This is a genomic window from Nonomuraea cavernae, assembly GCF_014646355.1.
Lineage (GTDB): Bacteria > Actinomycetota > Actinomycetes > Streptosporangiales > Streptosporangiaceae > Nonomuraea > Nonomuraea cavernae.
This window is the reverse complement of sequence record NZ_BMNH01000004.1, coordinates 152,683-165,491: the sequence shown is the minus strand read 5'-3', so window position 1 is coordinate 165,491 and position 12,809 is coordinate 152,683. Positions and strand designations below refer to the sequence as shown.

Annotated in this window: 11 protein-coding genes; 4 read left to right on the top strand and 7 right to left on the bottom strand. The window is 72.3% G+C overall.

Going from position 1 to position 12,809, the window contains the following annotated elements; translation table 11 throughout:
• Complete coding sequence (gene rocD, locus IEY82_RS10000; RefSeq protein ID WP_189123748.1) at positions 1 to 1,212, top strand: ornithine--oxo-acid transaminase; 1,212 nt, start codon at positions 1 to 3, stop codon at positions 1,210 to 1,212.
• 94 nt (positions 1,213 to 1,306) lie between these two features.
• Here the strand turns inward: rocD and IEY82_RS09995 are convergent, their stop codons facing one another.
• Positions 1,307 to 2,854 (bottom strand): alkaline phosphatase D family protein, encoded by a 1,548-nt coding sequence (locus IEY82_RS09995; protein WP_189123747.1) that lies wholly within the window; start codon positions 2,852 to 2,854, stop codon positions 1,307 to 1,309.
• A gap of 242 nt (positions 2,855 to 3,096) precedes the next feature.
• Between IEY82_RS09995 and IEY82_RS09990 the strand changes: the two genes are divergently transcribed.
• Together IEY82_RS09990 and IEY82_RS09985 are read left to right on the top strand one after the other, a co-directional pair.
• Entirely contained in the window at positions 3,097 to 4,374 is a 1,278-nt protein-coding gene (locus IEY82_RS09990) for a Glu/Leu/Phe/Val family dehydrogenase (RefSeq protein WP_189123746.1), read from the top strand.
• A gap of 186 nt (positions 4,375 to 4,560) precedes the next feature.
• Positions 4,561 to 5,385, top strand: coding sequence for a trypsin-like serine peptidase (locus tag IEY82_RS09985; RefSeq protein ID WP_189123745.1), 825 nt, complete (start codon positions 4,561 to 4,563; stop codon positions 5,383 to 5,385).
• Here IEY82_RS09985 and IEY82_RS09980 read toward each other — a convergent pair.
• From IEY82_RS09980 to IEY82_RS09970, 3 genes are read right to left on the bottom strand one after another with little or no spacing between them, the layout of a single operon-like run.
• On the bottom strand, positions 5,330 to 6,256 hold the full coding sequence (locus tag IEY82_RS09980) for a Gfo/Idh/MocA family protein (protein ID WP_189123744.1): 927 nt from the start codon (positions 6,254 to 6,256) through the stop codon (positions 5,330 to 5,332). The two genes, IEY82_RS09985 and IEY82_RS09980, sit on opposite strands and share 56 nt — an antisense overlap.
• Positions 6,253 to 7,164 carry an NAD-dependent epimerase/dehydratase family protein gene (locus IEY82_RS09975; RefSeq protein ID WP_189123743.1) on the bottom strand — a complete coding sequence of 304 codons (912 nt, stop codon included), beginning with the start codon at positions 7,162 to 7,164 and terminating at the stop codon, positions 6,253 to 6,255. The genes IEY82_RS09980 and IEY82_RS09975 overlap by 4 nt, the downstream gene beginning before the upstream one ends.
• A 2-nt stretch (positions 7,165 to 7,166) precedes the next feature.
• On the bottom strand, positions 7,167 to 7,520 hold the full coding sequence (locus tag IEY82_RS09970; protein WP_189123742.1) for a YrdB family protein: 354 nt from the start codon (positions 7,518 to 7,520) through the stop codon (positions 7,167 to 7,169).
• Between the two features lie 114 nt (positions 7,521 to 7,634).
• On the opposite strand from IEY82_RS09970, the gene IEY82_RS09965 reads away from it, so the two are divergent.
• Entirely contained in the window at positions 7,635 to 8,333 is a 699-nt protein-coding gene (locus IEY82_RS09965) for a TetR/AcrR family transcriptional regulator (RefSeq protein WP_189123741.1), read from the top strand.
• A 113-nt stretch (positions 8,334 to 8,446) separates the two neighbouring features.
• Here the strand turns inward: IEY82_RS09965 and IEY82_RS09960 are convergent, their stop codons facing one another.
• The 3 genes from IEY82_RS09960 to IEY82_RS09950 are packed head-to-tail and all read right to left on the bottom strand — an operon-like array spanning position 8,447 to position 12,790.
• Complete coding sequence (locus IEY82_RS09960; protein ID WP_225262557.1) at positions 8,447 to 9,046, bottom strand: TetR/AcrR family transcriptional regulator; 600 nt, start codon at positions 9,044 to 9,046, stop codon at positions 8,447 to 8,449.
• A gap of 1 nt (position 9,047) precedes the next feature.
• The gene (locus IEY82_RS09955; protein WP_189123739.1) at positions 9,048 to 11,414 is read right to left on the bottom strand and encodes a PEP/pyruvate-binding domain-containing protein; all 2,367 of its coding nucleotides are present in this window, start codon (positions 11,412 to 11,414) and stop codon (positions 9,048 to 9,050) included.
• On the bottom strand, positions 11,411 to 12,790 hold the full coding sequence (locus IEY82_RS09950) for an MFS transporter (RefSeq protein ID WP_189123738.1): 1,380 nt from the start codon (positions 12,788 to 12,790) through the stop codon (positions 11,411 to 11,413). Before IEY82_RS09950 ends, IEY82_RS09955 begins: the two co-directional genes overlap by 4 nt.
• Between the last annotated feature and the right edge of the window lie 19 nt (positions 12,791 to 12,809).

The following is a 12,809-nucleotide window of genomic DNA, read 5'->3' as shown; positions in this document are numbered from 1 at the left end:
ATGACTACCAGCGCGGAGCTGATCGAGCTCAGTGAGCGCCGCAGCGCGCACAACTACCACCCACTGCCCATCGTGATCCACGAGGCGCGGGGCGCCTGGGTCACCGACGTCGAGGGCAAGCGTTACCTCGATTTCCTGTCCGGCTACTCGTCGCTCAACTTCGGCCACGGCAACCCCAAGATCCTGGAGGCGGCGCAGCGGCAGTTGCAGCAGCTCACGCTGACCAGCCGGGCGTTCTACCACGACCAGTTCGCCGCGTTCTGCTCCGGGCTGGGCGACCTGACCGGCAAGGACATGATCCTGCCGATGAACACCGGCGCCGAGGCCGTGGAGACCGCGATCAAGGTGGCCCGCAAGTGGGGCTACGAGGTCAAGGGCGTCGAGCGCGACCAGGCCAACATCATCGTGATGGAGGACAACTTCCACGGCCGCACCACCACGATCGTCAGCTTCTCCACCGATCCCGACGCCCACGACGGATTCGGCCCCTACACCCCGGGCTTCAGCGTGGTGAAGTACGGCTCGATCGAGGCCGTGCGTGAGGCGGTCGACTCCAACACGGTGGCGGTGCTGGTCGAGCCCATCCAGGGCGAGGCGGGGGTGCTGGTGCCGCCGGACGGCTACCTGACGCAGCTGCGCGAGCTGTGCACCGCCGAGAACATCCTGATGATCGCCGACGAGATCCAGTCGGGGCTCGGCCGCACCGGCAAGACGTTCGCCTGCGACCACGAGGGCGTCGTGCCGGACATCTACGTCCTGGGCAAGGCGCTCGGCGGCGGCGTCGTGCCGGTCTCCGCGATCGCCGCCGACAGCGACGTGCTCGGCGTGATCAAGCCGGGGCAGCACGGGTCCACCTTCGGGGGCAACCCGCTGGCCTGCGCCGTCGCCAACGCCGTGATCGAGATCCTCAACACCGGCGAGTACCAGGACCGGGCCGCCCGGCTCGGCGAGGTGCTGCACGCCCGGCTGGCCGAGCTGGTCGGCGACGGCGTGGTCACCGTGCGCGGGCGCGGCCTGTGGGCGGGCGTCGACATCGACCCGTCGCTGGCCACCGGGCGTGAGGTGTCGAAGGCGCTGATGTCCCGTGGTGTGCTGGCCAAGGACACGCACGGCTCCACGATCCGGCTCGCGCCGCCGATCACGATCTCCGAGGAGGACCTCCTCTGGGCGGTCGACCAGCTCGCCGAGACGATCGCCTCCTTCCGCCGGTGACCCGCTCTCCGGCCTGAGGGCCGGAGCCCGCGTTCCGGTGACCGCCGGTGACGCGGCCCGCGGCCGGACCTGACCGGTCCGGCCGCGGTGGCGGTCAGCGGAGCCGTACGGAGTCGATCTGCTTGAGGGTGTTGCCGGACGACTCGAACCAGGTCGCCTCGTCGGGGAAGGTGAGCGTGGCCAGGGCGTTCTGGAACCACGGCCCCTCGGTCACCCGCCAGCGGAACGGCGGCCGCCGGATGCCGGCCAGCCGGGCGAGCAGGCCGCCGACGACCGTGGCGACGCCGAACTGCGTGATCACGTTGGCCCAGCGGAGCACCGGGCTGAGCGGGTTGCGGATCGGCGAGCAGACGATCTGCCAGACGGGCGCGGTGCGGGCCTTGGCCACGTAGGAGTAGTGGACGTCGCCCGACAGGATGAGCACCGGCTTGCCGATGCGGGCGAGCAGCCTGGCCAGGTCGTCGAAGGAGCGGCGGAAGGCGGCCCAGTGCTCCAGGTCGACGAACTGCCTGAACCTCTCCGACAGCCGCTGGACGACCTTGCCCCAGGCTCCGTCGCACAGGGCCTCGTTCCAGTTCTGCACCGAGTGGACGCCCTCGGGCAGCAGGAAGGGGATCGAGGAGCCGATCACGATCCGGTCGGCGGGCTTGGCCACCTCGTCGAGCAGCCACTCCCACTCTCCCGGGTCGAGCATCCGCCGGTCTCCCGGGGTCAGCTGCCTGGCGCACCGGGTGTCGATCATGATCAGCCGGGTGTGGCCGAGGTCGCGGGAGTAGCTCCAGCGGTTGCTGCTCGGCTCGGTGTCGGCCTTGTCGGCGAAGGCGTCGAGCGCGTCGCCCCCGTCGCCGTCCATCAGCGCGCGCAGCAGCGGGTCGTCGGCTCGCTCGGCCGGCGACAGGTTGCCGAGGTGCTGGTAGACCCAGTAGGCCCCGAGTCCGGAGATCACCCTGCGGCGCCACCAGGAGACCTCGGCCATCTGCTCGCGCCAGGTCTGCGAGGTGTTCCAGTCGTCACGCAGGTCGTGGTCGTCGAAGATCATCGCACTCGGCACCGTGGAGAGCAGCCACCGGATCTCCGGCTCGCTCCAGGCCTGGCGGTAGAGCTCGCAGTATTCCTCGTAGTCGGCGATCTCGTTCTGGGGCTCGGTGTCGCGGCGCTCATGGATGAAGTCGAGCATCTCGGGTGACGGGCTGTCGGCGTAGACCTGGTCGCCGAGCAGCACCAGGAGGTCGGGCCACTCCTCCTCGCCGGCCGTCATCAACCGGCCGCCGAAGGCGCGCAGCACGTCCTCGCCGTGGGTCAGGACGTGCGCGGTGTCATGGGGGACGCTGGTGCGGCACGAGCCGAACGCCAGCCGGCGCGGCCCCTCGGCCGGCAGCAGCCGGATGCGGCTCGGCGGCCGCCCTTCGAGCGGCCACACCCGCTCGCCGTCCAGCTCCACCGCGTAGGAGTCGATGTCTCCGGACAACTCGGTCAGGTCGACCAGCGCGTAGTGGTGGCCGTGCACGGCGAACGTGGGCGATTGCCACGACCGGTCGCCGGCCAGCACGGCGACCGTACACGGATCGCTGGTCTCCACCCAGATCGTGGCGCTGGACGCGTCGACGTAGCGCAGCATCGGGCCGATCACGAGCGCGGCCATGCATATCCCTCAATTCGACAGTTCGGCACACTCCGGATCATCAGCGTGCCAGAGTGGCACGTATCCAGCACATCGATCGTCGGCTTGGATTGATCGGAAACAGATCAGTCTCGATGTGTTCGCCGATCTGGCCGTGCACGACTGACCCCCGCTTGAGATGATCACAACAAGTACGCCCAAAAGGATTAAAGCAACGGCGCTTTACCCGTAGTTGGGCATCCAAAACAGGAGGATGCGTTCCCATGACCCTCGTGGTGCCGTCAAAGACGCCGGCTCCGATCACTCCCGGCCGCCAGGCCCTCGACTCCGCTCTCCACCAACTCGGCCAGGCCGGCGACCATCTCGGGCTCGACGACGGGCTCCGTCTCATGCTCGCCACGCCGCGCCGCTCGCTGACCGTCTCGGTCCCCGTCCGCCGTGAGAACGGCCGGCTGGACGTCGTGCAGGGCTTCCGGGTCCAGCACAACGTCTCGCGCGGCCCCGCCAAGGGCGGCATCCGCTTCCACCCCAGCGCCGACCTCGACGAGGTCACCGCGCTCGCGATGTGGATGACCTGGAAATGCGCGCTCGTCGGCATCCCCTACGGCGGCGCCAAGGGCGGCGTGGCCGTCGCCCCCGAGACGCTGACCACCCGCGAGCTCGAACGGCTGACCCGCCGCTACGTCAACGAGATCCTGCCGCTGATCGGCCCGGAGAAGGACATCCCGGCCCCCGACGTCGGCACCGATGAGCAGACCATGGCCTGGATCATGGACACGTTCAGCGTCAACGCCGGCTACTCGGTGCCCGGCGTCGTCACCGGCAAGCCGACGGCGCTCGGCGGCTCGCTCGGCCGGGCCGGCGCGACCTCGCGTGGCGTGCAGATCGTGGCCCTGGCCGCCCTCGGCCGCTCGCCCGAGGGCGTGACCGTCGCCGTGCAGGGGTTCGGCAAGGTGGGCGCGCTGGCCGCCCAGTACCTGTCCGACGCCGGCTGCACCGTGGTGGCCGTCTCCGACGTGTCGGGCGCGGTCCACGCGAGCAGCGGCCTCGACATCGCCGACCTGCGCGCCTGGGTCGCCGAGACGGGCGGCGTGCGCGGCTACCGCCACGCCGACGCGCTCGACCGCGACGAGCTGTTCGAGCTGGACGTCGACCTGCTGGTGCCCGCCGCCCTCGAAGGCGTGATCACCGCCGCCAACGCGCCCCGGATCCGGGCCCGCCTCATCGTGGAGGGCGCCAACGGGCCCACCACTCCCGAGGCCGACGAGATCCTCGCCGAGCACGGCACGACGGTGGTGCCCGACATCCTGGCCAACGCGGGCGGGGTGATCGTGTCCTACCTGGAGTGGGTGCAGAACATGCAGGCCTACTCCTGGAGCGCGGCCGAGGTCGAGATGCGGCTCCGCGACCTGATGGAGAGCGCCTACGGCGAGGTGAAGTCGCTGTCGGCCGACCGCGGCCTCACGCTCCGGCAGGCGGCGCACGTCATCGGCGTGGGCCGGGTCGCCGAGGCCCACCAGATGCGCGGCCTCTACCCCTGACGACGTGACGCGCGCCCCGCCTGCCGGTGAGGAGGCGGGGCGGCGTGGACGCTCACGGACCGTCGAGCGACGTCCGGCGGATCAGCCGGCCCGGCTCGTCACCGGTCACCCGCCCGGTCCACAGGTTGGTAAAGCCAAGGTGTCGCAGGTCAGGATGCTGATCATGACGCCCCTAGAGTGTGGTCCGTGCTCAGGTTGGTGCTGTCCCTCGCCCTACTCGACCCCACCGGCGCCTCGGAGCTGTCCCTACGGTCCGTGCCGGAGCAACGGGTCCTGACACCCGGCGGCGACCGGCTCGGCTACGCGCCGGTCGCCGCTCCCCACACCTCGGACCACCGCCTGTCGGGGGTGCTGCTGTCGCGCGATCCGGTCACCGGCGGCACCGTCCTGTGCGGCGGCTCGGTGATCAGGTCGAAGAGCCGCAGCCTGGTGCTGACCGCCGCGCACTGCCTGCACGACAAGGGCCGGACGCTGAAGCGGGTGACGTTCCTTCCCGGTTACGAGGAGGGCCGCCCGCCGTTCGGCGCCTGGCGCGCGGTGCGGACGTGGGTGCCGGATCGCTGGCGGAGCGAGCCGTACTCTCCGGAGCTGCTCCCGTACGACGTCGGACTGGTCGGGGTGGCCAGGGGCAGGCGCCCGCTGGAGGACGTGACCGGGCGCGGGCTGCGGACGCTGCGCACCCGCAGGGGCACCTCGCTCGGCGGCCTGGAACTGCTCGGCTACCCGGCCGGCCGGCACTACCCGGGCACCGAGCTCTATCACTGCGTCGGCGACGCGGTCGAGGCCATCTCGCGCGAGCCCGGGCTGCTCGTCACGCGCAACTGCCACGCTCCGGCGGGCGCCAGCGGCGGGCCCGCGTTGTACGGCGACCTGGTGGCCGGCGTCGTCTCGTCCTCCAGCCCGCTGCATGACCAGAGCGGCTTCACCGTGCTGGCCCGGCTCGGCGGCGGGACGTTCAACCAGATGCTGACCCGCTCGGACCGGTGGATGCGGCGGCATCGGCCTGCCTGACGATGTCCTCGCAGATCGCGTGGGTGAGCAGGGCATCGTCGGCGGTGATCGTGCGGCCGTCGCGGACCGCGTCGAGGAAGGCCAGGCAGATCTGCTCGATGCCGCGCTGCCTGCCGACCGGGGTCCAGTCGGGCCGCCTGGTGAGGGTCTCGCCACCCGCGTAATCGATCACGTCGCCGAGGTTGACCACCCGGCGCTTGACCCCGTCGCCCATGACCTCGCAGGTCTCCTCGGCGGCGCCGCTCACCCGGTTCATCAGGCCGATGGCGGTGAACCCGTCGCCGGACAGCTCCAGCACGATGTGTTCGAGCAGCCCGTCGCGTACGCGGGTGCGGAACCTGGTGCCGGTGATCTCGCCGGGGGCGAGGAAGCGCAGCGTGTCGACCACGTGGATGAAGTCGTCGAACACCGCCCGCCTGGGCACGTCGGGGTGGTCGGCCCGGTGCTTGGTCATCAGCACGAGGTGACGGGGCAGCTCGGCGAGCCCGGTGTAGCCGGGAGCGTGGCGCCGGTTGAAGCCGGTCATCAGCGACCTGCCCGTCGCCCGGGCCAGCCGGGCGAGATGCCCGCAGTCGGCCAGGTTGTCAGCGATCGGCTTGTCGACGTACACATGCACCCCGGCCTCCAGCAGGGGCTCCACCACCTCGCGGTGCGCGACCGTGGCGGCGTGCACGAAGGCGGCGTCGACCCCGGCTTTGATCACCTCGTCCACGGACGAGAACCGGGCGGCGACGCGGTAGGCGTCGCCGAGCCGGTCGAGCGTGTGCCTGTCGCGGGTGCACAGGTGCAGGTCGAGGCCGGGTTGGGCGGCGAGCACGGGAAGGTAGGCCTTCTCCGCTATGTCGCCCAGGCCGATCATGGCGATCTTCACGCCACGAGCGTAGCCTTCAGCGCCTCGTCCAGCGGGGTCGGCGCGAGGCCGAACGTACGCTGGAACGCCGACGAGTCGAGCACGTACGGCGCGACGAACTGGTAGCGGGTGTGCCGCAGCTCGCCGATCATGGGCGAGAACAGGCCCGCGGCCTGCACCGCCGGCCACGGCAGCCGCATCAGGCGGGGCGCGGGCCGGCCCAGCAGGGCGGCCATCCGCTCCCCCATCTCCCGGAAGGTACGCGGCTCGCCGGTGGGCACGTGCCACGGCCGCCCCCAGGCCCGCTCGTCGGCGCCGGCCACGATCAGCGCGTCGGCCACGTCGGGCAGGTAGGTCCAGCTGTGCGGCATGTCGGCGGGCCAGACCAGCTGGATCGTCCTGCCCTCGCGGAGCGGCACGAGGAACCGGTCGCCGAGGTAGGACTGGTCGGTGGCGCCGGGGCCGAAGTAGTCGGAGCCGCGCACCTCGGTCACCCTGATCCGGCCCGCCTCGTGCGCGGCCAGCGCGTCGGCCCACATCTTGGCCCTGACCTGGAACTTGGGGTTGGTGGACGCGAGCGGCAGGTCCTCGGTCATGGGGCCGGTGACCGGGCCGTACGGGTAGAGGTTGCCGAGGATGACGAGGACCGCGCCGGTGGCCTCGGCCGCGCCCAGGAAGGAGGCGGCCATCGGCGGCCAGTCGGTGAGCCAGCGGTGATACCGGGGGTTGACGCAGTTGTAGAGGACGTCGGCGCCTCTGGTGACCTCGATCAGCCGGGCCTGGTCGGCGACGTCGGCCGCCACCCTGGTCGCCCCGGCGGGGCCGCTGCCCGAGCGGGTCACCACGGTGACCTCATGTCCCCGGGCGAGGAGCTTGCCGGCCAGGTGGTTGCCGACCTGGCCGGAACCTACGACGACGTGCTTACCCATGATCAGACCTGCTTCCAGACGAGACGGAGGACCGCGTTGACGACGAAGAGGGCGGCGAGGACGGCGGCCGGGGTGGTCAGACCGGCGGCGTGCAGGGCGAGCGCTCCGCCGCCGAACCAGATGATCTCGAGCGCGGCGCGGGCGGGACCGGTCAGGGGGAAGACGGCGTTGGCGCCGCCTCCCGCGCCGAACAGCGCCCACACGGCCACGAACAGGGCGGGCCCGCCGAGACCGGCGAGCAGCTTGACGCCCCAGCTCTCGCTCAGCGTGAAGCCCCAGTAGCCGGCGGCAGCGAGGACACCGAGCTCCAGCAGGAACATCAGGGCCAGGTTGGCCCCCTTGGCGAGGGTGGGCATCGCATTCTCCTCGTGACTGCCGTTCTCTTGTGAGAGCAATGCTCTCTCACGTGAGCGACAGTCGTCAAGAGCGGTGCTCTCGTTTTTTGCCGCCGCTCTGGTAGCGTGCGGGGCATGACAGCCAGCCGTACCGCCAGAGAACGAGTCAGGGCCGAGCTGACCAGGGAGATCGCCGACATCGCCCGCCGTCAGCTGGCCACCGAAGGCGCCGGGGGCCTGTCCCTGCGGGCCGTCGCGCGGGAGATGGGCATGGTCTCATCGGCCATCTACCGATATTTCCCGAGCCGCGATGACCTGCTGACCACATTGATCATCGACGGCTACAACGCGCTCGGCGAGGCGGTCGAACGGGCCGACGCCGCCTGCTCCCCGGACGACTACCTGGGCCGATGGCTGGTCGCCTGCCACGCCGTCCGCGACTGGGCGGTGGCGCACCCGCACGAGTACGCGCTGCTGTACGGCTCGCCGGTGCCCGGCTATCACGCGCCGCAGGACACGGTCTCCGCCAGAGTCCGCGACGTCGCGGTGTACGGGCGCATCCTGTCGGAGGCGTACCACGCGGGCGCGCTCACCCCGCCGCCCCCCGCGCCCGCCCCGCCACCGGCCGCGGTCGCCGAGACTGCGGTCATCGGCGAGCTCATGCCCGGCGTGCCCGGCGACGTGCTGCTGCGCTGCGTCACCGCGTGGACCGGCCTGTACGGGTGGATCAACTTCGAGGTGTTCGGCCAGTTCGAGAACACGATCGAGGACAGGCGGGCGGTCTTCGACCACTCGGCGCGCCTGCTGGCCGGGATGATGGGCCTCGCTCAGTAGCTCCGCCGGCCGACGGGCCGGTCACAGCTCCACCGGCCGACGGGCCGGCCACGACATCGGCCATGGCCAGGACGGGCCCGCCACGCCGATCCGGCCGCCTGGCGCTGAGCCGTTCACCGCGAGCCGAACAACGGCACGATCACCTCGTCGACGATCCGAACGACCAGCTCGTCGGGGATGGACGGGCCGGCGAAGAGGAAGTGCTGCCTGAGCAGCGCCTGCCCGGCGTCCAGGCGGAGCGGGGTGACGGCGGCCGGATCGATCTCACCCCGCTCGACCGCCCGGCGCGTGACCTCCTCCATCATCCGCCTGCCCGCCCGCTGGGAGTTCTCCCGGAACCTGGCGGCGCGCGACTCGTCGCCCAGCGCCTCGCCGAGCAGCCCGCGCAGCGCCTCGCCCGCCGGTCCGGTCAGCAACTCCGCCGTACGTCTCAGCCCGGCCAGCGCGTCACCGCGCAGCGTGCCGGTGTCGGGCACCGAGAGCGGGGCGGGCAGCAGGTGGTAGACCGCGTCCATCACCAGCTCGATGCGGGTGGGCCAGCGCCGGTAGAGCGACGCCTTGCTGGCCTTGGCCCGTTCGGCGACCCGTTCCATGGTCAGCCCGGCGTAGCCGACGTCGGCGAGCTCGTCGAGCGTCGCCCGGAAGATGGCGGCGCTGAGCTCCTCGCCGCGACGGCGGGGCAGCTTGCGGTGGTCGGTCACCATGTCACGCATCCTACGAAGCCGCGGAGACCAGGCCGGTGCCGCCGTCGACGGTCACCAGCTGCCCGTCGGCCAGCACCGAGGTCCCCTCACCGGTGCCCATGACGGCCGGGATGCCGTACTCGCGGGCCACGATCGCCGCGTGCGAGGCGCTGCCGCCCGTGTCCACCACCACGGCCGCGGCCCGCTGGAACAACGGCGTCCACGACGGGTTGGTGTAGGGGCAGACGAGCACGTCGCCCTCGGTCAGCCGACCGAACTCGGCCGGATCCGCGATGACCTTCACCGGTCCGGTGGCGGTGCCGCCGCCCGCGGGCGTCCCGGCGACGAGCGCGTCACCCGCCGGCCGCGCGGGGAAGATCGCGGCCGGGTCGATGAGCCGCACGCCCGCGAACTCCTCCCGCTTGGCCGCCCTCCGGAGCACGGCCGCGCGCAACCGCTCACGGTCGGGCTCGGCCGGCGTCCTGACGTCATCGATCCCTTCGAGCTCCTCCAGCCGCAGATGGAAGACGTCCTCCGGCTCCTGGAGCAGCCCAGCGTCGCGCAGCCTGCGGCCGATCTCCACCAGGGAGCGGCGCAGCACGGGCAGCGGCTCGGTGAAGAAGAAGTGACTGTCCTCGCGGAAGGCGACGCCGGCGCGCGCCGCCTGGACCCGGCGCGTCATCCTGGCCCGGCGGGCCGCCGTACGCAGCCGGGGGTGGGCGAGCAGCCGTTCGAGCGCGTCGCCGCCGGCGGCGGGAGCAGGCGGCTTGGCCGCGAGCACCCTGACCAGGCCGAGCACCGTCTCCGGCGCGTCGGCCCAGGTCGGCGGGGTGACGAGGAGCGGGCTCGCCGTCTCGCGGTGGCCGTACTCGGCGAGGAAGTCCCGCAGCTTGGCGGCGAAGGCGGCGGGGGGCGGGTCGGCGTCGAGTGCGCCCGTCAGCCGGGCCTCCTCGGCCAGCTCCTCCAGCGCCTGGTTGGCGTCGGAGGTGCGGGTGCGAGCGCCCGCGATCAGATCGCCGAACTCCTTGCCGCGCCCGAGCAGCTTGAGCGACACGAGCAGTCTCAGCAGCGCGAGGCCGCTGCCCGGCAGGTAGTCGATGCGCAGGTCGGCCACCGGCTGCACCAGGTCGAGCGCCTGCCTGGGCACCCGGACCAGCTCCGGCCACGGCAGCGCGGCCAGGTCGCGGGACTCCAGCTCCTCGGTCGCCGCGACGAAGGCGCGAAAGCGCGGGTCCTCGGTCCACCGGGCAGGGTCGTGGCGCCTGGCCAGCCGGAGGATCCGCACCGGCGTGACCAGCATCCGGATTGACGGACGGGGGCGCGGCGGCACCAACGCGTAGACCACGCCCTCCTCCTCCACCAGGAAGTCCTCGAAGGCGCCCCTGATGCCGAAGTGGCCGGTCACTCTGGCCATCAGCCCGGCAGGGCCGTACGGAACCCAGGTGGACATGTCGATCGGGTAGGGCCGCACCGGCATGTACTCCAGCAGGATCGCGCCGAGCTTGCGCCGCACCGGGTTGAGCCGTCCCAGCGGCGGCGGCGGGAGCGCCGTCATGGGACGCGCCTGCAGCAGCCTGACCTGGCCGCCGGCATAGGCCCACTCGATGTCCTGCGGCCTGCCGAAGTGTCCGGCGACCTCGCCGGCCAGGCGGGCCAGCTCGCGCAGCGCCTCGCCGGGCAGCCGCTCGCCGGACGCGCCGGCACCACTTTCGCGGACGACCCCGCCGCCCGCCGCGCCGCGGATGACCACCTCGCGCCGGCCCGGCGTGTACGCGGTGACCTCCCCCGCGGCGTCGAGCACGTAGTGGTCGGGGGTGACGAGACCGGAGACGACCGCCTCCCCCAGCCCGCTGCTCGCGTCGACCACGATCCGCGCGCGGTCGCCCGTGACCGGATCGGCGGTGAACAGCACGCCGGCCGTCTCCGCCTCGACCATGCTCTGCACGACCACCGCGATGCGCACCTCGCCCGGGTCGATGCCGAGCCGGTGCCGGTAGGCCACGGCCCTGTCTCCCCACAGCGACCCCCAGCACCGGCGTACGGCGTCGGCCAGGGCCTCCTCCCCCACGACGTTGAGGTAGGTGTCCTGCTGGCCGGCGAACGCGGCGCCGGGCAGGTCCTCGGCGGTGGCGCTGGAGCGGACGGCGACCGGGCCGCGGCCGAGCGCCGCGTAGCCGGCGGCGATGGCCTCGCGCAGTTCGGCGGGCAACTCCACCCGCTCGAAGTGGTCGCGCGTGTCGTGGCCGCCGGCGACCAGGTCGTAGGCGGCGGTCGTGATCACGAAGCCGTCGGGGACGGGGAAGCCCTTGCGGACCAGCTCTCCCAGATTGGCTCCCTTCCCGCCGGCCAGTGCCAGGTCGTCACGGCCGAACGCCCGCAGGGGCGCGACGAGTGTCATGCTCTCTCCTCGACGTAAGCGGTGGTGCGCAGGGGACGCGCCGGCAGGACCAGCGCGAGGACGAAGGCCACGGCGAGCAGCGGCGCCATGCCGCCGAGGACGGGCGGCACGGCCTCGGCGAACGCGGCCCGCACGCTCTCGGGCAGGCCGGCCGGCCCGGCCACGGGGAGGTCGCCCGCGATCCGCCAGGTGATCAGCGCTCCGGCCAGCGCGACCCCGGCCGAGGCGCCGATCTGGCGCATGAACGTCACCGACGACGTGGCGGTGCCGAGGTCGGCGTACTCGACGGCGTTCTGCGCGGCCAGCACCATGACCTGCATGACGAGCCCGATGCCGAGCCCGATCAGCAGCATCACGGCCGCGAACACCGCGGCACCGTCGGCGAAGGGCAGCAGTGCCAGGCCGAGCGCGGCCACGGCGGTGCCCGCCACCGGATAGGGCTTGTAGCGGCCGGTCCGGGTGATGAGCCGGCCGGAGACGATGGTGGTGATCAGCACGCCGGCCATCAACGCCGTGACCAGCAGCCCGGCCTGGGTGGCGGTGGAGCGCAGCGCGATCTGCAGGTAGGCCGGCAGGTACGTGACGGTGCCGAACAGCGCGAACCCGACGAGCATGCTGATCGTCACGGGCACGGCGAAGGCCCGGTCGCGGAAGAGCCGCAGCGGCAGGATCGGGTCGGCCGCGTACCTCGCGCTCACCAGCCACGCGACGGCGCCGGCGAGCGCCACGGCCAGGAAGACGGGCTCTCGGGTCTGACCGAGCAGCACGACGCCGACCACGGCGACGGCCAGGGTGAGCGCGCCGGCGACGTCGATCGGCGCGCGACTCACCGGCTTGGGCAGTCGCAGCGTGACCGTCAGAAGCACCAGCGCGATCAGACCGAGCGGCGGGTAGACGGCGAAGATCCACCGCCAGTCGAACCGGTCGACGATGAACCCGCCGAGCAGTGGTCCGCCGACGGCCGCGACGACGTAGGCGGCGCCGATGAGGCCCAGGTAGCGGCCGCGCTCGCGGGGGCTGACGAGCTCGCCGATGATCGCCTGTGCGCCGATCATCAGCCCGCCGCCGCCGACGCCCTGCAGCGCGCGGAACGCGACGAACTGCGGCATCGACCCGGCCAGCGCGCAGAGCACGGCGCCGGTGACGAAGATGACGATCGCCGCCTGCATCATCGGCTTGCGCCCGTAGCGGTCGCCGAGCTTGCCGTAGACGGGCATCACCACGGTGGCGGCGACCAGGTAGGCGGTGATCACGGCGGGCATCTGGCCCAGCCCGCCGAGCGCGGTCGCCACCGCCGGGAGGGCGGGCGCCATGATCGTCTGGTCGAGCGCGCCGAGCAGCATCGCGAGCAGCAGTCCGGGGAGGACGAACTTCATGACCGCTCCTTAGAGAACG

Coding starts and splice junctions, on each gene's coding strand:
- rocD (WP_189123748.1), top strand. CDS start 1: ATGACTACCAGCGCGGAGCTGATCGAGCTCAGTGAGCGCCGCAGCGCG.
- IEY82_RS09995 (WP_189123747.1), bottom strand. CDS start 2,854: ATGGCCGCGCTCGTGATCGGCCCGATGCTGCGCTACGTCGACGCGTCC.
- IEY82_RS09990 (WP_189123746.1), top strand. CDS start 3,097: ATGACCCTCGTGGTGCCGTCAAAGACGCCGGCTCCGATCACTCCCGGC.
- IEY82_RS09975 (WP_189123743.1), bottom strand. CDS start 7,164: ATGGGTAAGCACGTCGTCGTAGGTTCCGGCCAGGTCGGCAACCACCTG.
- IEY82_RS09970 (WP_189123742.1), bottom strand. CDS start 7,520: ATGCCCACCCTCGCCAAGGGGGCCAACCTGGCCCTGATGTTCCTGCTG.
- IEY82_RS09965 (WP_189123741.1), top strand. CDS start 7,635: ATGACAGCCAGCCGTACCGCCAGAGAACGAGTCAGGGCCGAGCTGACC.
- IEY82_RS09960 (WP_225262557.1), bottom strand. CDS start 9,046: ATGCGTGACATGGTGACCGACCACCGCAAGCTGCCCCGCCGTCGCGGC.
- IEY82_RS09955 (WP_189123739.1), bottom strand. CDS start 11,414: ATGACACTCGTCGCGCCCCTGCGGGCGTTCGGCCGTGACGACCTGGCA.
- IEY82_RS09950 (WP_189123738.1), bottom strand. CDS start 12,790: ATGAAGTTCGTCCTCCCCGGACTGCTGCTCGCGATGCTGCTCGGCGCG.